This is a genomic window from Saccharothrix sabaoui (genome assembly GCF_051756985.1).
Classification (GTDB): domain Bacteria; phylum Actinomycetota; class Actinomycetes; order Mycobacteriales; family Pseudonocardiaceae; genus Actinosynnema.
This window is the reverse complement of sequence record NZ_JBPKJK010000110.1, coordinates 1-17,592: the sequence shown is the minus strand read 5'-3', so window position 1 is coordinate 17,592 and position 17,592 is coordinate 1. Positions and strand designations below refer to the sequence as shown.

At 75.4% G+C, this 17,592-nt stretch carries 16 protein-coding genes; 6 read left to right on the top strand and 10 right to left on the bottom strand.

Features of this window, described 5'->3' with window-relative positions:
* Window positions 1-44 precede the first annotated feature (44 nt).
* The 6 genes from ACR807_RS28335 to ACR807_RS28310 are packed head-to-tail and all read right to left on the bottom strand — an operon-like array spanning window position 45 to window position 6,736.
* Window positions 45-1,064, bottom strand: a complete 1,020-nt coding sequence (locus tag ACR807_RS28335) for an N-acetylglucosamine kinase (RefSeq protein WP_438924487.1) — start codon at window positions 1,062-1,064, stop codon at window positions 45-47.
* Window positions 1,040-2,314: a 6-phospho-beta-glucosidase gene (locus tag ACR807_RS28330; RefSeq protein WP_438924486.1), complete on the bottom strand. Its 1,275-nt coding sequence runs from the start codon at window positions 2,312-2,314 to the stop codon at window positions 1,040-1,042. The genes ACR807_RS28335 and ACR807_RS28330 overlap by 25 nt, the downstream gene beginning before the upstream one ends.
* Window positions 2,311-3,171: a carbohydrate ABC transporter permease gene (locus ACR807_RS28325; protein ID WP_438924485.1), complete on the bottom strand. Its 861-nt coding sequence runs from the start codon at window positions 3,169-3,171 to the stop codon at window positions 2,311-2,313. The genes ACR807_RS28330 and ACR807_RS28325 overlap by 4 nt, the downstream gene beginning before the upstream one ends.
* Window positions 3,168-4,160: a carbohydrate ABC transporter permease gene (locus ACR807_RS28320; RefSeq protein WP_438924484.1), complete on the bottom strand. Its 993-nt coding sequence runs from the start codon at window positions 4,158-4,160 to the stop codon at window positions 3,168-3,170. The genes ACR807_RS28325 and ACR807_RS28320 overlap by 4 nt, the downstream gene beginning before the upstream one ends.
* Entirely contained in the window at window positions 4,157-5,485 is a 1,329-nt protein-coding gene (locus ACR807_RS28315; protein WP_438924483.1) for an extracellular solute-binding protein, read from the bottom strand. The genes ACR807_RS28320 and ACR807_RS28315 overlap by 4 nt, the downstream gene beginning before the upstream one ends.
* 15 nt (window positions 5,486-5,500) lie before the next feature.
* Window positions 5,501-6,736 carry an ROK family transcriptional regulator gene (locus ACR807_RS28310; RefSeq protein WP_438924482.1) on the bottom strand — a complete coding sequence of 412 codons (1,236 nt, stop codon included), beginning with the start codon at window positions 6,734-6,736 and terminating at the stop codon, window positions 5,501-5,503.
* 138 nt (window positions 6,737-6,874) lie between these two features.
* On the opposite strand from ACR807_RS28310, the gene ACR807_RS28305 reads away from it, so the two are divergent.
* Window positions 6,875-7,513: a DUF3159 domain-containing protein gene (locus ACR807_RS28305; protein ID WP_438924481.1), complete on the top strand. Its 639-nt coding sequence runs from the start codon at window positions 6,875-6,877 to the stop codon at window positions 7,511-7,513.
* Here ACR807_RS28305 and ACR807_RS28300 read toward each other — a convergent pair.
* From ACR807_RS28300 to ACR807_RS28290, 3 genes are all read right to left on the bottom strand, one after another.
* Window positions 7,510-7,959, bottom strand: coding sequence for an NUDIX domain-containing protein (locus ACR807_RS28300; RefSeq protein ID WP_438924480.1), 450 nt, complete (start codon window positions 7,957-7,959; stop codon window positions 7,510-7,512). The genes ACR807_RS28305 and ACR807_RS28300 overlap by 4 nt on opposite strands.
* Window positions 7,960-7,978: 19 nt before the next feature.
* Window positions 7,979-9,007 carry an N-acetylglucosamine kinase gene (locus ACR807_RS28295; protein WP_438924479.1) on the bottom strand — a complete coding sequence of 343 codons (1,029 nt, stop codon included), beginning with the start codon at window positions 9,005-9,007 and terminating at the stop codon, window positions 7,979-7,981.
* Window positions 9,008-9,099: 92 nt separating this feature from the next.
* Complete coding sequence (locus ACR807_RS28290; RefSeq protein WP_438924478.1) at window positions 9,100-12,336, bottom strand: S8 family peptidase; 3,237 nt, start codon at window positions 12,334-12,336, stop codon at window positions 9,100-9,102.
* A gap of 113 nt (window positions 12,337-12,449) precedes the next feature.
* Between ACR807_RS28290 and ACR807_RS28285 the strand changes: the two genes are divergently transcribed.
* The 4 genes from ACR807_RS28285 to ACR807_RS28270 are packed head-to-tail and all read left to right on the top strand — an operon-like array spanning window position 12,450 to window position 15,207.
* Window positions 12,450-13,304 carry a fumarylacetoacetate hydrolase family protein gene (locus ACR807_RS28285; RefSeq protein WP_438924477.1) on the top strand — a complete coding sequence of 285 codons (855 nt, stop codon included), beginning with the start codon at window positions 12,450-12,452 and terminating at the stop codon, window positions 13,302-13,304.
* Window positions 13,304-14,056, top strand: a complete 753-nt coding sequence (locus ACR807_RS28280) for an SDR family NAD(P)-dependent oxidoreductase (protein WP_438924476.1) — start codon at window positions 13,304-13,306, stop codon at window positions 14,054-14,056. The genes ACR807_RS28285 and ACR807_RS28280 overlap by 1 nt, the downstream gene beginning before the upstream one ends.
* Window positions 14,053-14,964 carry an aldo/keto reductase gene (locus ACR807_RS28275; protein ID WP_438924475.1) on the top strand — a complete coding sequence of 304 codons (912 nt, stop codon included), beginning with the start codon at window positions 14,053-14,055 and terminating at the stop codon, window positions 14,962-14,964. The genes ACR807_RS28280 and ACR807_RS28275 overlap by 4 nt, the downstream gene beginning before the upstream one ends.
* Window positions 14,965-14,994: 30 nt before the next feature.
* Window positions 14,995-15,207, top strand: coding sequence for a hypothetical protein (locus ACR807_RS28270; RefSeq protein WP_438924474.1), 213 nt, complete (start codon window positions 14,995-14,997; stop codon window positions 15,205-15,207).
* A 135-nt stretch (window positions 15,208-15,342) separates the two neighbouring features.
* Here ACR807_RS28270 and ACR807_RS28265 read toward each other — a convergent pair whose 3' ends face one another.
* Window positions 15,343-16,017 carry a FadR/GntR family transcriptional regulator gene (locus ACR807_RS28265; RefSeq protein ID WP_438924473.1) on the bottom strand — a complete coding sequence of 225 codons (675 nt, stop codon included), beginning with the start codon at window positions 16,015-16,017 and terminating at the stop codon, window positions 15,343-15,345.
* Window positions 16,018-16,230: 213 nt separating this feature from the next.
* Here ACR807_RS28265 and nagA point away from each other — a divergent pair, with 213 nt between their 5' ends.
* Entirely contained in the window at window positions 16,231-17,430 is a 1,200-nt protein-coding gene (gene nagA / locus ACR807_RS28260; RefSeq protein WP_438924472.1) for an N-acetylglucosamine-6-phosphate deacetylase, read from the top strand.
* Window positions 17,431-17,592 lie beyond the last annotated feature (162 nt).

The window sequence follows — 17,592 nt, the reverse complement described above, 5'->3', positions numbered from 1 at the left end:
CCAGCGGGCCAGCCGGCCGGACGGCGGGCCGCGTGGCGGGCCGCTCAGCCGCCGGCCGCCAGGTCCGCCGACGCCCCGTACGCGGCGCGCAACCGCGGTTCGGCGCCCGGCTCGGCGCCCAGCGCGTCCAGGCCGAGCAACGCCGCCCCGACGACCGGCGGCACGTCGACCACGCGCACGCGCGCCGCCGGTGCGGCAACCCGGAGCCGCTCGTCGACCGCGTCCACCACCTGGCCGCCGGTGCCGGTGAGCACCCCGCCGCCGAGCACCACGTCCACCGGCTCGTCCAGCAGCCCGAGCCTGGTCAGCGACACCCGGGCCAGCAGCACGACCTCCTCCACGAGCCGGTCCACCACCGACCGGGCCACCGGGTCGCCGGCCGCCGCCACCCCGAACAGCAGCGGGCACAGCGCGTGCGGGTCGAACTCGACCCGCCGGAGGTGCAGCGCCTCCACCACCTCGGCCAGCGTCGCCGTCCCGTAGTGCGCGAGCAGCGCGCCCACCAGCGCGGTCGGCTCGCCGCGGCCGTCCTCGGCGCGCACCGCGTGCCACAGCGCCTCGGACCCGAGGTGGCCGCCGCCGCCCCAGTCGCCGGAGATGTGGCCCAGCGCGGGGAACCGGTGCGTGCGGCCGTCCGGCGCGACCGCCACGCAGTTGATGCCCGCCCCGCACACCACGGCCACGCCGACGCCGTCCGCCGTGCCCGCCCGCAGCAGCGCGAACGTGTCGTTGCCGACGACCACGCTGCCCGACCAGCCGCGCGCCGCGATGGCCTCGCGCAGGTCGTCCTCCTCCTGGGGCAGGTCGGCCCCGGCCAGGTAGGCGGCGGTGTGCGCGGCGATCGGCCCGTCCGGCGGCAGCCCCGCCCTGCGGGCCGCCTCGCGGGCCAGGCCCTCGAACACCTCCAGGCTGCGCTCCAGGCCGACGTTCTGCGGCGACGCGCCGGGGCCGCGCACCTGTGCGAGCACCCGGCCGGTCACGTCGACGAGGGCCATGGCCGTCTTGCTGTTCCCGCCGTCGACGGCGAGCACCCGGTCCGTCACCGCGCCCCGCCCCGCGCCCACGGCAGGAAGTCGGCGTTGCGCGCGACCAGCTCGTCGGCGAGCCGGTCGGCCAGGGCGTGCTGCCCGACCAGCGGGTGCGCCAGCAGCGCGTCGGCCACCCGGTCCCGCCCGCCGCGCAGCGCCGCGTCCAGGGCGAGGTGCTCGTACGCGGTGACGTGCGCGATCAGCCCCGCGAACGCCGCAGGCACGGGCGGCACGGGCAGCGGCACGGCGCCGTCGCCGTCGACCGAGGCCGGCACCTCCACCACCGCGTCGTCCGGCAGGAACGGCAGCGCGCCGCCGTTGCGCGCGTTCACCACGTGCCGCTCCGGCGCCCCGCCGCCGGTGAGGGCGTGCACCAGCTGCACGGCCGCCTCCGAGTAGTACGCGCCGCCCCGCCGGGACAGCTGCTCCGGCTTGGTCACCACGGCCGGGTCGCGGTAGAGGGCCAGCAGCTCCTCCTCCACGCCCGCCACCACCTCGGCGCGCGGCGGCCCGGTGCGCTGCTCCCGCACGACCTCGTCGTGCTCGTAGAAGTACTTCAGGTAGTACGAGGGCACCGCGCCCAGCCGGCGCAGCAGCGACCCGGGCAGCCCGACGTGCGCGCCGAGGGCGTCGGCGTGGTCGGCGAGCAGGCCGGGCAGCCGGTCGACGCCGTCCACGAGCACGCCGGTCTCCCAGCTGAGGTGGTTGAGGCCGACGTGCTCCAGCCGCACCGAGCCCGGCGGCACGCCGAGCAGGCCGGCCGTCCACCGCTGGAACGTGATGGCCACGTTGCACAGCCCCACCGCGCGGTGCCCGGCCCGCAGCAGCGCCCTGGTCACGATGCCGACGGGGTTGGTGAAGTCCACGATCCACGCGCCGTCGCCGGCGACCCGGCGCACCCGGTCGGCGATGTCGAGCACCACCGGCACGGTCCGCAGCGCCTTGGCCAGCCCGCCCGCGCCGGTCGTCTCCTGCCCGACGCAGTCGCAGACCAGCGGGAACGTCTCGTCGGACGCCCGCGTCGCCTGCCCGCCGACCCGAAGCTGGAGCAGCACGGCCGACGCGCCGTCCGCGCCGCGCTCCAGGTCGGTGGTCGTGGTGACCTCCGCGGGGTGCCCGGCGTGCGCCAGGAGCCGCCGCGAGAACGCGCCGACGACCTCCAGCCGCGACTCGTCCGGGTCGACGAGCACGATCTCGTCCACGGCGAGGTCGGCCCGCCGTCCCGCGATGCCGTCGACCAACTCGGGCGTGTAAGTGGACCCGCCCCCGACAACGGTGAGTTTCACCCTGTGGCTCCAGTGAAGGTGATGCCCCGGACGAAGGAGCGCTGCGCGAACGCGAACAGCACGATCGCCGGGAGCATGATGAGCAGCGTGACGGCCATCGCCAGGTTCCACTGCACGTGGTGCACGCCCTTGAACGAGGACAGCGCCAGCGACAGGGTCCACCGGTCGGGCACCTCGCTCGTGTAGAGCAGCGGTCCGAAGTAGTCGTTCCACGTGGAGAGGAAGCAGAACAGCGCGGTGGCCGCGATGCCGGGGCGCGCCATCGGCACGACGACCCGCAGCAGCGCCTGGAACTCCGAGCACCCGTCCACCCGCGCCGCGTCCACGCAGGACTGCGGGATCGTGAGCAGGAACTGGCGCAGCAGGAAGACGGAGAACGCGTCGAACAGGAAGTACGGCAGGATCAGCGGCCACAGCGAGCCGGTGAGGCCCAGGCCCGACCACGTGTCGTACAGCGGCACGGCGACGACCTGCGGCGGGAGCACCATCGCGCCCACCACGAGCAGGAACGCGGCGTTGCGGCCCCGCCAGCGCAGCCTGGCCAGCGCGTAGGCCGCCGGGATCGAGGACAGCAGCATCCCGGCCGTGGCCAGCAGCGAGTACAGCAGGCTGTTGCCCAGGTACACCAGCAGCGGCGCCTCGTCGAAGACCGCGGCGAAGTTGCCCCAGTGCCACTCGCGCGGCCACAGGTCCGCGGTGAACGCCTGGTCGTCCGACATCACGGCGGTGAGGAGCACGAACACGACGGGCAGCGCGAACATCAGCCCCAGGGCCAGCCCCAGGCTGTGCACGGCGATCCGGTCGAGCGCGCCGCGCCGGTTCCGGGGAGGACGCGCGTCGAGCGCGGTGGTCGTCACGCGCCCCGCCCCCCTTCCTCGTGGTGGGACGCCGTGCGCAGCCGCTGCACGAGCAGGGCGGTGGCCGCGAACGACACGACGAACAGGACGGTCGCCATCGCCGCCGCGTAGCCCATGTCGAAGTACCGGAAGCCCTGCGCGTAGAGCCACACGGGGAACGTCAGCGTCGAGTTCTCCGGGAAACCCAGGTCCTTCGTGCTGCCGGTGACGTCGGCCGAGCCGCTGGCCGCCGAGCCCGCGACGACGGCCTGGGTGAACAGCTGGAGCGCCACGACGATCGAGTTGACCACGCCGAACACCAGCACCGGCGAGATCGTCGGCAGCGTGACGTGCCACCACCGGCTCAGCGGGCCCGCACCGTCCAGCTCGGCCGCCTCGTGCTGCTCCCGCGGCACGGCCAGGATCGCCGCCAGCATGATGATCATCAGGTCGCCGGACACCCACAGCACCACCGCGGCGATGGCGGGCTTCGACCACGCCGGGTCGGCGAACCACAGCGGGCCCTCGATCCCGAACCAGCCGAGGGCGGTGTCCACCGGCCCGTCGTTGGGTCGCATGACCAGGAAGAACACCAGCGTGGCGGCCACCGGCGGGGTGAGCGAGGGCAGGTAGCACAGGGTGCGCACCAGGCCGACGCCCGACCGGAGCCGCGCGACCACCGACGCGACGCCCAGCGCGAACGCCACGCGGGCGACCGTGAGCACGACCACGAACCACAGGGTGTTGCGCACCGCCGTGTGGAACAGCTCGTCGGAGAACATGTACGCGTAGTTCTCCAGCCCGGTCCACTCGGGCGGGTTGATCAGGTCGTACCGGGTGAACGAGAACGCGATCGTGGCGACCAGCGGGTAGCCGAAGAACAGCAGGAAGCCCAGGCCGGCCGGGGCCGTGAACGCCAGGACGGTCAGCCGGTGGCGGGACCGGGCGCGGGACCGCCCCGGCGAGGGGGCGGTGCGCGCCGCGTCCGCGCGGTCGAGCGCGGCCGTCACCGGCCGGACTTCGCGATCTGCTCGTCGATGCGCCGGTCCACTTCCCGCAGCCCGCCCATCAGGTCGGTGACCTCGCCCGCCTGCCACGAGGTGGCGAAGTCGCCGACCGCCTTGACGTGCGCGTCGCCGATGGGCGTCACCGGGTTGCCCTGGAGCCTGCCGGACCTGGCGAGGTCGACGAACGTCCTGAAGTCCTCGTCCACCTCCAGCCGGGGGTCGTCGAGCGCGGCCTTGGTGCTGGGGATGTTCTTGATGCCGTTGGCCAGCTCCACGACGGTCCCGGTGTCGAGCGACAGGTGCTTGATCAGCTCCCACGCCGCGCCGGGGTTCGCCGCGCCCTTGGGGATGCCCATGATCGTGCCGGTGGTGAAGCCGACGCCGTACAGCGCCGGCGTGGCCGTCGGGAACGGCGCGGTGCCGAAGTCCAGGTCGGGCTCCTGGTCCGCGAGGAACGCGGTGCGGTACTCGCCGTCCACCATCATGGCGATCCTGCGCCGGTGGAACGCGTGGTCGGTGGAGTACTCCTGGCCGAGCCCGGCGCGGAACCGCTCCAGCTCGTCGTGGCCGTAGAAGTCGACCAGCTCCTTCTGGAACTCCAGCATCGCGGCCCACTCGGGGCTCGCCAGGCCGGACCGGCCGTCCGGGGTCTCCCACCTCGCGCCGAAGTGCGGCGCCCAGATCGGCGGGCGGTTGGCGTAGAACATCATCGTGGGCAGGAAGCCCGCCACCTCGATCGACCCGTCCGGGGCCTTCCTGGTGGTGCGCTTGGCGAAGTCGAGCAGCTCGGCCGTGGTCCTCGGCGGCGCGGTGATGCCGGCCTCGGCGAGCATGTCCTCGTTGTAGTACAGGCCGTACACGTCGCTGAGCAGCGGCATCGCGCAGCGGTTGCCCTTGTGCTCGGTGTAGGAGCGCACCGCGTCGGTGATCCGCGACAGGTCCACGCCGTCCCGCTCGACGTAGGGCTTCAGCTCCTGGAACGAGCCGGACGAGCAGAACCGGCCGATGTTGTCCGTGGTGAACGACAGCGCGACGTCCGGCGGGTTGCCGCCGCGGATGCCCGCGGTGATCTTGTCGTCGTCCTGGCTGCCCTCGTGCCTGATCCGCGCGTTCGGGAACTTCCCCTTGAAGCTCTCCAGGGCCTTGGTGACCTCGTCCCGCTCACGGCCGGAGTAGTTGCTCCAGACGGTCAACGAGAACTCCTCGTCGGCGCCGGGGGCCGCCGCCGGCCCGGACTGCCCGGTGTCCCTGCCGGAGCCTGCCGCGCAGGCGGTCAGGAAGACCGCCGCGGCCACGCACAGCGACGTCGCGCGGTGTGGCTTGCGCATGTGCTCTCCTTCGTCTCAACGTGCGGGAGGGGACGTCGACGCGCTCCGCTCCTGGTCGTGCCGGCGCGGTGCGCGGAAGGGTTCGGTCGTGGCGGCGGGCAGGCCGAACACCTGTTCCCGGGCGACCGACAGCGCGGAGTGCAGTGCGCCGGAGCGCACCGGTTTCCCGGTCACCAGGGCGAGCTGGACGGGGGTGCGGGGCACCACCAGGCGGCGCAGTTCGGCGGCGACGAGGTCGGCCAGCACCGTGCCGCCGGCCTGTGCGACGTCACCGGCGAGCAGCACCAGTTCGGGGTCGAGCACGGCGACGACGTTGGCGACGCCGGTGGCGACGCGGCGGGCGAGGTCCACCAGGAACTCGCGGCCCGCCGGTCCCTCGCCGAGGGCCTTCGTCACCGCGGCCAGGCCGGTGCGCGCGGACACGCCGTGCGCGCGGGCCAGGCGGGCGGTGGCGGCGCTGTCCAGCAGGTCGCCGTAGCGGACGCCGGTGCGCTCGGTGCCGGTGTCGGCGTGCGCCGCGTCGGGCACGCGCAGCGCGTCGATCTCGCCCGCGCCGCCCGTGGCGCCGCGCAGCAGCACGCCGTTGACGACGACCGCCGCGCCCACCGCGTCCGCGGGCCACAGCAGCACGAAGTCCTTCACGCCGACCGCGCGGCCCGCGATCATCTCCTCCAGGGCCACCAGGTTCACGTCGTTCTCGACGGTGACGGTGGTGCCGAGCAGGGCGCCCAGCTCCTCGGGGACGTCCCGGTCGTTCCAGTCGGGCATGTGCGGGGCGTAGTTGAGCCGGCCGGTGCCCGGGTCGACCGCGCCGGGGCTGCCGACGACCACGTGGTGCAGGGCGTCGGTGGTCAGCCCGGCCTGCGCGGCGGCCTTGGTGACCGCGGCGCGGAACGCCTCGGTCACGCCGGTGCGCGGCATGGGCGCGCGGTGCTCGGTGAGGGTGGCGCCGGAGATGTCGGCGACCGCGATGTCGAGGGAGTCCGGCGTCAGGTCCACCGCGGCGACGTGGGCCAGCGCGCCGTTGACCGTCCACAGCTGCGCGCGCGGACCGCGCCCGCCGCCGCGCAGCCCGTTGCGCAGCACCGTGCCCTCCGCCTCCAGGCGGGTCAGCAGCTGGGCGGTGGCCGGCTTGGAGAGACCGATGATCGCCTCCAGCTCCGACCGGGTCAGCGGACCGTTGCGCAACAGCGCCTCGATGGCGGCGCGGTCGTTGATCTCGCGCAGCAGCCTCGGGCTCCCGGCTCGCATCGACACTCCTGTCTGTTAACTTTCCAGACTATTTCGTGCGACGGTAGTGACGAGGACCACGCGCGGTCAATGGCCCGAGACGGGTCCGTTACGCGGGTGGGTTGGCCGGGTTAGGCAGCCCTAAGGCACCCTGGAACCATGACCGACACCCGCCAGGAGTCGCTGGCCCACCTGCTGGGCGGACGCGGCGGCGCCCTGGACGCCTCGCTGCCGCCGCTGGCGTTCGCGCTCGGGTGGCTGCTCGGCGGGCGCTCCATCGCGGTGGGCGCGGGCGCGGCCGTGGTGTGCGGCCTGGTCGTCGGCATCGCGCGCGTGGTGCGCGGCAGCCGGCCCGGCGCCCTGCTGGTGTCGGTGGGCTTCGTCGTGCTCGCGGCCTACGTCGCCCTGCGCACCGGCCGCCCCGAGGACTTCTTCCTGCTCCAGATCTTCCTCAACGCCGCGTCCGCCCTGCTGTGGGCGGCCTCGATCGTGGTCCGCTGGCCGCTGCTCGGCGTCGTCGTGGGCCTGGCGACCGGGCAGCGGTTCCGCTGGCGGCGCGACCCGGACCTGCTGCGCGCCTACCGCGTCGCCTCCTGGCCGTGGGTGGGCCAGTACCTCCTGCGCGTGGTCGTCTTCGGCGCGCTGTGGCTCGCCGGCCAGGTCGTGCTGCTGGGCGTCATGCGGGTCGCGCTGACCTGGCCGTTGCAGGTCGCCTGCATCGCCCTGTCGTGGTGGGTGCTGCGCCGCGCCCTGCCCGACGACCACCCCGGCCTGCGCCACCCCCGCGTCCCCGACTAGGCCGTGTCCGCGATCAGCTCCACGTGGGCGCGCTGGACCCGTTCCGGCAGCTCGCCCGGGGCGAACCAGCGGGCCTCCAGGATCTCGAACGGGTCCACCCGCAGGGTGCCGCCGACCAGCACGGCCTCGTAGGCGACCTCGACGCGCAGCCGGTAGCCGCTGGTCAGCCGGACCAGGCGGCCGACCTCGACGTCCAGCCCGGTCTCCTCCTTCACCTCGCGGACCACGGTGCCGGTGAACTCCTCGCCGCGCACCGCGAACCCCGTCGGCAGGCCCCACTGGCGGTCCTCGGGCCACATCCGGTGGCGCAGCAGCAGCACGCGCCCCTCGCCGTCGCGGACGACGCCCGTCACGCCCACCATGAACTTCGCGCGCGTCAGCCACAGCACGCGCCACTGGACCGGACCGCGGAGCGACTTCCACAGCCGGGCGACGAATCGGTGCACGCCGGGGATCATGCCCGGTTCACGCGGGGCGCGGCGCGCCGTCCCCCACGACCTCGACCGCCGCCAGCCACGCCGCGCCCGCCGCGCCCTCGCCCGCCGGCAGCACCGGGGCCGCGCAGCGCGCCGCCAGCTCCCGCCGGAGCCGCGCGCCCAGCGGCGGCGCGTGCACTAGGCCGCCCATCAGCACGATCGGCGTGGTGTCGCCGGGCCGCCTGGTCGACGCGGCGAGGTCGACCAGCAGCCGCACCGCCTCGTCCACGATGCCCGACGCCACCGGTGACGTGGTCGCGTGCTCGGTGACCAGCGGCGCGTAGCGGGCCAGCTCGACCGGCGCGGACGCGTTCGCGGCGGTGATGAGCCGCCGCCACCGGTCGCGCGGCGCGCCGTCGGGCACCCCGGCCCGGCGCAGCACGGCGGTGGTGAACGCGTCCGGGGCGGAGCTGTCCGAAGTGGACGTGTCGGGGGTGGACGTGCCGGGGGTGGACGTGCCGGGGGTGGACGTGCCGGGTGCGGGCGCGCGACCGTCGAGCCCGGCGCGCTCCAGCGCCACCAGCGCGGCGCGCACCGCCTCCCGGCCCAGCCAGAACGCCGACCCCTCGTCCCCGAGCAGCCAGCCGTGGCCGCCCGCGGTGGACACCAGCCCGTGGCCCTCGACCCGCGCCGCGATCGACCCCGTGCCCGCCACCAGGACGGTGCCGTCCGGCGACGCCGAGCCCGACGCGAACGCCGCCTCGCAGTCCGTGACCACCCGCATCGGGCAGCGCAGGCCCGCGCCCGCCCAGGCCGCCTCGAACAGCGCCGCCACGGCCGGTTCGGTCAGCTTGCTCGACCCGGCCATGCCCAGCACGCCCGCCTCGACCTTGCCCGCGTCCAGCCCGTCGAGCGCCGCGGCGAGGGCCTGGCCGACGTGCGCGGCGGCCACCTCCGGCGGGTGGGAGTTCGGGTTCGCGCCGCCGCCCACCCCCGCGCCGAGCCGCGTGCCGTCCAGGTCGAGGACCAGCGCCCGGGTGCTCGTGCCGCCGGCGTCCACCCCGATCACGAAGCCCATTCGCCCGAGTATGCCGAGGGGGTCCCGGGTCCGGCACGCCCAACCGGGTTGCGCCGGAACTGGCTCTGCGTGACCGCGGGACCCCGCCCCGGTCAGGCCGGCGGCAGCACCTGCGCCCGCCGGCCCGAGGCGTTGTGGTGGTGCAGCAGCAGCAGGCTGGTGCCCGGCTCGCGCCGCACCTCCACCTCGGCCCCGTCCGCCGCGACGAACGTCGGCCCGCCGACCGCCGCCGTCCCCGGCCGCAGCGGGTCGAACGCCATCGGCTCGCCCTCGACCCGGTCCACGTACCCGTCGGCGTCGCCCGGCGGCGTGTACCCGCCGGACGTGCCCACGGTGTACGTGATCGGCGCGGACGTCCCGTTCTGGTCGATCCCCAGCGCGGCGAGCGCCACCGGCAGCACCACGACGTCGCTGTCCATCACGTTCGTGTCCACGTCGCCGAACCGGCCGTTGAGGGGCAGCTCCGACACCACCTCGCCGTCGGCGGCGCGGGTCGTGACCGAGTACCAGACGTCGGCGGTCACCCCGCCCAGCGCGTTGGTCGGCTTCCCCGCCGTCACGGTGAAGTCGTGCGCGCCGTCGCCGGTGGTGTCGATCCGCACCTCGGGCGTGTTCGTCGCGCCGAGCGTCGCCCAGTCGTGCCAGGTCGCGATGCCGAACGCGAGCTGCGCGCCCTCGCCGGGACCGGTCGACGCGACGCCCGCGTACCGCAGGTCGCCGCCCTTGGCGGTGCGGTTGAGCGCGCAGTCGGTCTTCACCTCGTCGGTGCAGTCGGGCAGCTCCGGGCTCGTGCCGCCCAGCTGGAACACGCTCACCAGCGACCGGTACGCCTCGTCGCCCTCGCCCTGGTCGAGCCCGCGCCCGCGCAGCCGCAGCACGTCGCCGTCCGCCACCGCCTCGACGTCGGCGACCGGCTTGGGCGCGGCGTACACCGGCACCCGCAGCACCCGGCCCGAGGAGCGCACGAGCAGCCGCCCGGACGCCTCGGCGAGGAACTGGCGCGGCAGGCCGCCCTGCGTCTTCGCGAGCGTCGGGTCGGCGGTCTTGCGCAGCTCGTCGGCCTTCACGCGCAGCGTCACCTCCGCCGTCCTCGACCCGCCCGGCGGGACCCGGAGCGTCGGCGGCCACACCTCGAAGCGGGTGCCCGGCACCTCCGTCGCCGCCTGGTAGGACAGGCCGGCGGTGCGCCACGAGGACGACTTGTTGACCACCCGCACGGTCCGGGTCAGCGACGTCGTGCCCGCCGCCCCGACCGGGCCGAACGTGACGCCGACCGCGCCGGGGGAGTCGGCCGACATGACCAGCAGGTCGGTGGCGAGCGCGTCCACGGCGTCCACCCGGCCCGCGCCGACCCGCATCGGGGCCTCGGGCGTGCCCGTGCCGTGGTCGTCGCCGTCGGTCACGTCGCCGCCCGCGGTGTTCACCACGGCGGCCTTCAGCTCCTCCACCGACCAGTCCGGGTGGGCCTGGCGCAGCAGGGCGACGATGCCGGACACGTGCGGCGCGGACATCGACGTGCCGCCCTGGCTCACGCCGCCGTTCCCGGTGCCGCCGGCGGCGGAGAAGATCGTGTCGCCGGGCGCGGCCACGTCGGGCTTCGCGGCGGCCGGCCCGCGCACGCCGCGCGACGAGGACGGGGTCATCGTGTCGGCGATCGGCGGCGTCGCCGTGGGCACGGCCGCGCGCAGGGCGCCGGTCATCCGCACCCGCAGCGCGCCCCCGGCGAGGCTCGGCCGGACCGCCTCGGACGCCTCGGCGGTCAGCTGGAACACCGGGATGGCCGCGTTGCCCGCGATGCCCGCCTTGAACACGTGGCTGGTCGCGGGCAGCACCACGCCCGCCGCGCCCGCCGCCTGCGCGTTGTCCGTGCGCGCGCCCGAGCCGCACCGGCGCGTCGCGTCGTCCTCGTCCCACTCCAGCCACGCGTACCGGCCGGTGAGGTCCTGGGTGATCGGGTCGCAGCCGTCGAGGTTGGCCTGGTCGGTCATCGCCGCCACGGGCAGCTCGCGGTCGAGCGCCGGGTAGCCGGTGTAGGCGACGCTGTACTGGCCGGGCCGCCGCACGCCGTCCGCCTCCACGCCGTCGAGCACGGCGAACGCGTCGCGCGTGTTGGCCACGGCCAGCGCCTCCGGCGTGTTCGCGGGGGAGCCGCCGACGTCGTAGAAGTCGCCGCCGTTGCCCGCCGAGGCGACCACGGCCACGCCGTGCTCGACGACCTTGCGCACGAACAGGCTGTCCGGGTCGTCCGGTGCGCCGTAGTCGGTGCCCACGGACAGGTTGACCACGTCGAGGTGGTCGGTGAAGTCGCCGTCGCCGTTCGGGTCGAGCGACCAGTCCAGGGCCTGCGACACCAGCTCCGTCGCGCCCTCGCAGCCGAACACCTTCAGCGCGTACAGCAGGGCCTTCGGCGCGGTGCCGGGGCCGACGCGCATCGCGTCGAGCCGCTCGTCGGTGAGGGCGGTGTGGTCGCCGGTGAACGTGGTGCCGTCGGCGTTCTCGCCCAGGCCCGCGGCCGTGCCCGCGACGTGCGTGCCGTGGCCCTGGCAGTCCATCGGGTTGCCGTCGGGCGTCGGCGAGGCCGTCGCCGGGGAGTTGGCGTCGTAGGCGTCGCCGGCGAAGTCGTGGCCGCCGACGACCTTCGCGGTCGGCGTCCACGGGCCGGTGCGGTCGACGGCGTCGTGCGCCTCGACCGTGCCGGGGCCGCCGAAGTCGGCGTGCGTGTAGTCGATGCCGGTGTCGACGACGCCGACCCGCACGCCGTCGCCGAGCAGGCCCGTGTCGTGCCACGACCGCACGGCCCTGGTCAGCCGCACCGCGCCGGAGTTGTGCACCACCTTCGGCACGGTCAGCCGCACCGACCTCACCTCGGGCAGCGAGAGCGCGCCGCGCAGGGTCGCCGCGTCGGCGGTGACGACGACGCCGGTCACCGCGTTGCGCGTGGTGGCGACCTCGCGGGTGCCCGCGTCCCGGTCGCGCAGCGCGTCCACGACCCGCTCGACCTGGTCGTCGGTGGCCGCGCGGGCGGCGCGGGCGGCGGCGGCCGGGTCGCCGAGGCCGCGTTCCCGCCGCTCCCCGTACGCCTCCGCGGCCGGGGTGGCGGTCAGCTCGACGAACGCGGTGACCGCGCCGGTGGCCCGCGCCAGCCCCTCGCCGACCACGCCGGTCGCGCCGACCGCCGGTTCCGCCGGGGCGGTGTGGGTACCCGCCGGGCGCGCGACCGGTGGCAGGGGCCGCGCCGCCCGGTCCTCCCGGGCGGAGGCTGGCGCGACGACGAGGGAGGCGAGCAGGGCGACGGCGGCGGATGCCCACACCGCGCGGTGGTGGTTCATCGGGACCTTTCGTGGGCCGGAGTCATCGGACCAATTGGGACTGGGGCTCTGGACAGCGGGGGAGTGGGGCGCTATACACCCGATGTATCGACCGGTTGTCGAGAGGACCTGCCGTGCAGCTGTTGCGTCTGGGACCACCGGGGCGGGAACGCCCCGCCGTCCGCGCCGATGACGGCGTCACGTACGACCTGACCCCGGTGACGGCGGACCTCACGGGCGAATTCCTAGCCGACGACGGCGTCGCGCGGGCCCGCGCCGCGCTGGCGGCGGGCGAGCTCCAACCGATCGTGGTCGAGGGCGTCCGGGTCGGGCCCCCGGTGGCGGGCGTCGGCAAGATCGTCTGCATCGGCCTGAACTACCGCGACCACGCCGAGGAGACCGGCGCCGCGATCCCGGCCGAGCCCGTCGTGTTCCTCAAGACCCCCGACACGATCGTGGGACCGCACGACGAGGTGCTCGTGCCGCGCCGCTCGACCAAGACCGACTGGGAGGTCGAGCTGGGCGTCGTCATCGGCCGCACCGCCCGGTACCTGGAGAGCGCGGAGGAGGCGCTGGCCTGCGTCGCCGGGTACACCGTGTCGCACGACGTGTCCGAGCGCGAGTTCCAGATCGAGCGCGGCGGGCAGTGGGACAAGGGCAAGAACTGCGAGACGTTCAACCCGCTCGGGCCCTTCCTCACCCCCGCCGACGAGGTCCCCGACCCGCAGGCGCTGGGCATGCGGCTGTGGGTCAACGGCACCGCCAGGCAGGACTCCTCCACCGGGAACATGATCTTCCCGGTGGCCGAGCTGGTCCGCTACCTGAGCTGGTTCCTCGTCCTCCGACCGGGTGACCTGGTGAACACCGGCACGCCCGCCGGCGTCGCCCTCGGGCAGCCCGACCCGAAGCCGTACCTGCGCGCCGGCGACGTGGTCGAGCTGGAGATCGACGGCCTGGGCCGGCAGCGGCAAGTCCTCGGGCAGGCGTGATGGCCGAGTTCGAGGGGCTGGTGGCGGTCGTGACGGGCGGCGCGTCGGGCATCGGGCTGGCCACCGCGCGGCTGCTCGCCTCGCGCGGGGCGACGGCGGTCGCGTTCGACGTGCGGCCGGAGGTGGACCCGCCGGTGCTCGGCGTGCGCTGCGACGTCACCGACGACGCGTCCGTCCGGGCGGCCGTCGACGAGGTGGTCGAGCGGTTCGGCCGGCTCGACGTGCTGGTCAACAACGCCGGGATCGGCGCGCAGGGCGACGTGGCCGCCAACGGCGACGACGAGTGGCTGCGGGTGCTGGACGTCAACGTGCTGGGCATCGCCCGGGTGACCCGCGCCGCGCTGCCGCACCTGCGGCGCTCGCCGGCCGCGGCGGTCGTGAACACCGGGTCGATCGCGGCGTGGGCGGGGCTGCCGCAGCGGGCGGTGTACTCGGCCAGCAAGGGCGCGGTGCACGCGCTGACCCTGGCGATGGCCGCCGACCACGTGCGGGAGGGCGTCCGGGTCAACGCGGTCGCCCCCGGCACCGCGGACACGCCGTGGGTCGGGCGGCTGCTCGACGCCGCGCCCGACCCGGCCGCCGAGCGGGCCGCGCTGGAGGCCAGGCAGCCGCACGGCAGGCTGGTCAGCGCGGACGAGGTCGCGGGCGCCGTCGCCTACCTGGCCGGGCCGCTGTCCGGGTCCACCACCGGCACCGTGCTCGCGGTGGACGGCGGGATGCACGGCCTGCGCCTGCGCCCGCCCGGCTCGTGATCCCGCTGACGCGGCTCGGGTTCGGCACCGGACCCCTCGGCAACCTCTACGCCGAGGTGACCGACGAGGACGCGTTCGCCGCGCTGGAGGCCGCCTGGGACGCCGGGGTCCGCTACTTCGACACCGCGCCGCACTACGGGCTCGGCCTGGCCGAGCGGCGGCTCGGCGAGTTCCTGCGGGGCAGGCCGCGCTCGGCGTTCGCGGTGTCCACCAAGGTCGGCCGGCTGCTGGAGCCGTCGTCGGCGGGCGGGGACGACCTGGCGAACGGGTTCGCGGTGCCCGCCACGTCCCGGCGGGTGTGGGACTTCGGCGCGGACGGCGTGCGGCGGTCGCTGGAGTCCTCGCTGGAGCGGCTGGGCCTGGACCGGGTGGACGTGGTCTACCTGCACGACCCCGACGACCACTGGGAGCGGGCCGTCTCGTCGGCGGTGCCCGAGCTGCTGTCCTGGCGGGAGCAGGGCGTGGTGGACGCGGTCGGCGTGGGCATGAACCAGTGGGAGCTGCCGGCCCGGTTCGTGCGCGCCGCCGACCTGGACGTCGTGCTGCTCGCCGGGCGGTACACGCTGCTGGAACGGCCCGGCGAGCCGCTGCTGGACCTGTGCGCCGAGCGCGGGGTGTCGGTGGTGGCGGCGGGGGTGTTCAACTCCGGGCTGCTCGTCGGCGGCGGCACCTACGAGTACCGGCCCGCGCCGCCGGCGCTCGTGGCGCGGGCGCGGCGGATCGCGGAGGTGTGCGCGCGGCACGGCGTGACCCCGGCGCAGGCCGCCGTGCGGTTCCCGCTGCGGCACCCGGCGGTGGCGTCCGTGCTGGTGGGCGTGCGGACGGCGGAGGAGGCGCGGGCGAACGCGGCGGCGCTGTCGGCGGAGGTGCCCGACGCGCTGTGGGAGGAGCTGCGGGAGGTGGCGTGACGGGGCCGCCCGCTCGTCCCCCTGCTCGTCGTGGCCCTGGCGGTCGCGCCCGCGGCGTCGGCCGCGACCGTGCCGGCCCTCGACCCCGCCGCCCTGCGCGAGTCCCTGCGCGGGCTGCCGGACGCGGAGGTGAGCGGCGCGCTCGTCCGCGTCACCGGCTCCGCCGGTCGGTGGGTCGGCAGCGGCGGCACGTCCCGGGTCGGCACGCGCGCGCCGGTCCACCCCGACGGCCGGTTCCGTTGACCGTGCCCGCGGTGGTGCGCGACGAGCCCGGACCGGTGCACGCCCTGGGCATCTCCCGGCCGCCGGCGCCGGGGCTGACCGTGTGGGGCGAGTCCGGCGACCGGCCCGGGTCAGGTCGGCCCGGGTCAGGCCGGCTCAGGTCAGGTCGGACAGCCACTGCTCGACGCCCGCCACGTGCACCGTGCACCAGGACCGGGCCAGTTCGGGCTGGTGGGCGGCCAGCGCGTCGACGATCGCCCGGTGCTCCGCGACGGTCCGCTCCACGGCCCCGCCCTGCGCGATGCCGCGCCAGATGCGCACGCGCACGGTGGGGCCGGCGAGCGTGTCGAGCAGCTGGGCCAGGTAGGCGTTGCCCGAGGCGTGGGCGATGGCGCGGTGGAACGCCAGGTCGTGCTCGACCAGCTCCTCGACCGAGCGGGCCGTCTCGGCGGCGTCGCACAGGGCGCGCAGCGCGGCGACCTCCTCGGGCCCGACGCGCTGGGCCGCCATCGCCGCGGCGGCGGGTTCGAGGATGCGCCGGACCTGGAGCACCTCCAGCACGGAGTCCTCGCCGCGGTGCAGGTCGAGCACGAACGACAGCGCGCCGAGCAGGTCGTCGGCCCGCAGGCTCGACACGTAGGTGCCGTCGCCCTGCCGCACGTCCAGCACCCTGACCAGCGACAACGCCTTGACCGCCTCGCGCAGGGAGTTCCGCGACAGGCCGAGCCGCTCGGCCAGGTCGGCCTCGCGCGGGAGTCGGTCGCCCGGCTTCAGCTCGCCGGAGACGATCATCTCCTTGACGCGCAGGATCGCGTCGTCGGTCACGGCCACGGCGTTCCTCGACTCGTCCGGTGAGACCTCGGATGTCTGGCGCCCAGTATGGAGGCACCGTTCCCGGCCCCGCCCACGACCCGCCGTCCCGGTCTTGACCGGTCCGGCCGCCGATCATTAACCGATCATCACTCTATTCGGTTATCTTATAACCACACGTGACGGCGTCCGTCGCTTGCGGTCATAATGGTCTGGACCATTTGAGGAGGGACCTTGGACACGGTTGTCGCAGCTCCGCGAGCACTGCTCGGTCGCACCATCACCGGTCCCGCCAGCGTGCGCGTGAGGGCGGGTCGGATCGTCGAGGTCGTCCAGGGCGCTCCGCCCGAGGGCGCCGAGGTGCTGACCGACGGCCTGCTCACCCCGGGCCTGGTGGACGTGCAGGTGAACGGGGCGGTCGGCGTCGACTTCGCCGAGGTCGATCCCGTCGGGATGGCCGCGGTCGCGAGAGCGCTCCCGCAGACCGGCGTGACGCGTTTCCTGCCGACCCTGATCACCGCGCCGGTGCCGGTGGCGATCCGGCAGGCCCGCGCCGTGCTGGCCGCCGCCGCGACCCTGCCGGAGCAGGCCGGCGCCAAGCCGCTCGGCGTGCACCTGGAGGGGCCGTTCCTGTCGCCGAAGCGCGCGGGCGTGCACGACCCGGCGCTGATGGTGGAGCCGGGCCCGGCGGTGATCGACCAGCTGCTGGCCGACGAGGTGCTGCGCCGCGCCCTGCGCATGGTCACCCTCGCCCCCGAGCAGCCCGGCGGGATGGAGGCGGTGCGCCGCCTCGCCGAGGCGGGCGTGCTGGTGGCGGTCGGCCACAGCGACGCCACCGGTGAGCAGACCAGGGAGGCCGCCGAGGCGGGCGCCCGCATGGTGACGCACCTGTTCAACGCCCAGCGCCCGCTGGGCCACCGCGAACCGGGCGTGCCCGGCGTCGCCCTGGTGGACGACCGCTTCACGCTGGGGCTGATCGCCGACCTGGCGCACGTGGGCCCGGACGTCTGCCGCCTGGTGTTCAACGCCGCGGGCCACCGCGTGGCCCTGGTGACCGACGCCGTGGCCGCCGCCGGCATGCCCCCGGGCCGCTACCAGCTGGGCGGCGCGGACGTGCTGCTCACCGAGGACGGCGTGCCCAGGTCCCCGGAGGGCACGATCGCCGGCAGCGCCCTCACCCTGGACCGGGCGGTGCGCAACATCGTGTCGGTCGGCGTGGCCGAGGCGGACGCCCTGGCGGCGGCGACGATCACCCCGGCGGACGCCATCGGCGAACCCACGCTCGGCCGCCTGGAGGCGGGCGCGGTGGCCGATCTCGTCTGGTGGGACGACGACCTCCGCCCCCGCAAGGTCTGGGTGGACGGCGAGGTGGTCTTCGACAGCACCGCCGCCCTGGACCAGGCCGCGGTCGGCCTGGCCGCCGCCGGCCAGTAATCCACCGCACGACCCCGAAAGGCCCGAGGGCTCCGCCCCCGGGCCTTTCGCACACCCACCCCCGAACGCAGACCCAAGCGTCCCGAACGCAGAACTCACGGGTCCCGAACGCAGGACTCTCGGGTCGCGAGCGTTGGACTCTCGGGCCCTGAGCGTTGGACT

Excerpts from the sequence above, each read along its gene's own strand:
- ACR807_RS28315 (WP_438924483.1), bottom strand. The coding sequence starts at position 5,485 with ATGCGCAAGCCACACCGCGCGACGTCGCTGTGCGTGGCCGCGGCGGTC.
- ACR807_RS28295 (WP_438924479.1), bottom strand. The coding sequence starts at position 9,007 with ATGGGCTTCGTGATCGGGGTGGACGCCGGCGGCACGAGCACCCGGGCG.
- ACR807_RS28280 (WP_438924476.1), top strand. The coding sequence starts at position 13,304 with ATGGCCGAGTTCGAGGGGCTGGTGGCGGTCGTGACGGGCGGCGCGTCG.
- ACR807_RS28305 (WP_438924481.1), top strand. The coding sequence starts at position 6,875 with ATGACCGACACCCGCCAGGAGTCGCTGGCCCACCTGCTGGGCGGACGC.
- ACR807_RS28310 (WP_438924482.1), bottom strand. The coding sequence starts at position 6,736 with ATGCGAGCCGGGAGCCCGAGGCTGCTGCGCGAGATCAACGACCGCGCC.
- ACR807_RS28290 (WP_438924478.1), bottom strand. The coding sequence starts at position 12,336 with ATGAACCACCACCGCGCGGTGTGGGCATCCGCCGCCGTCGCCCTGCTC.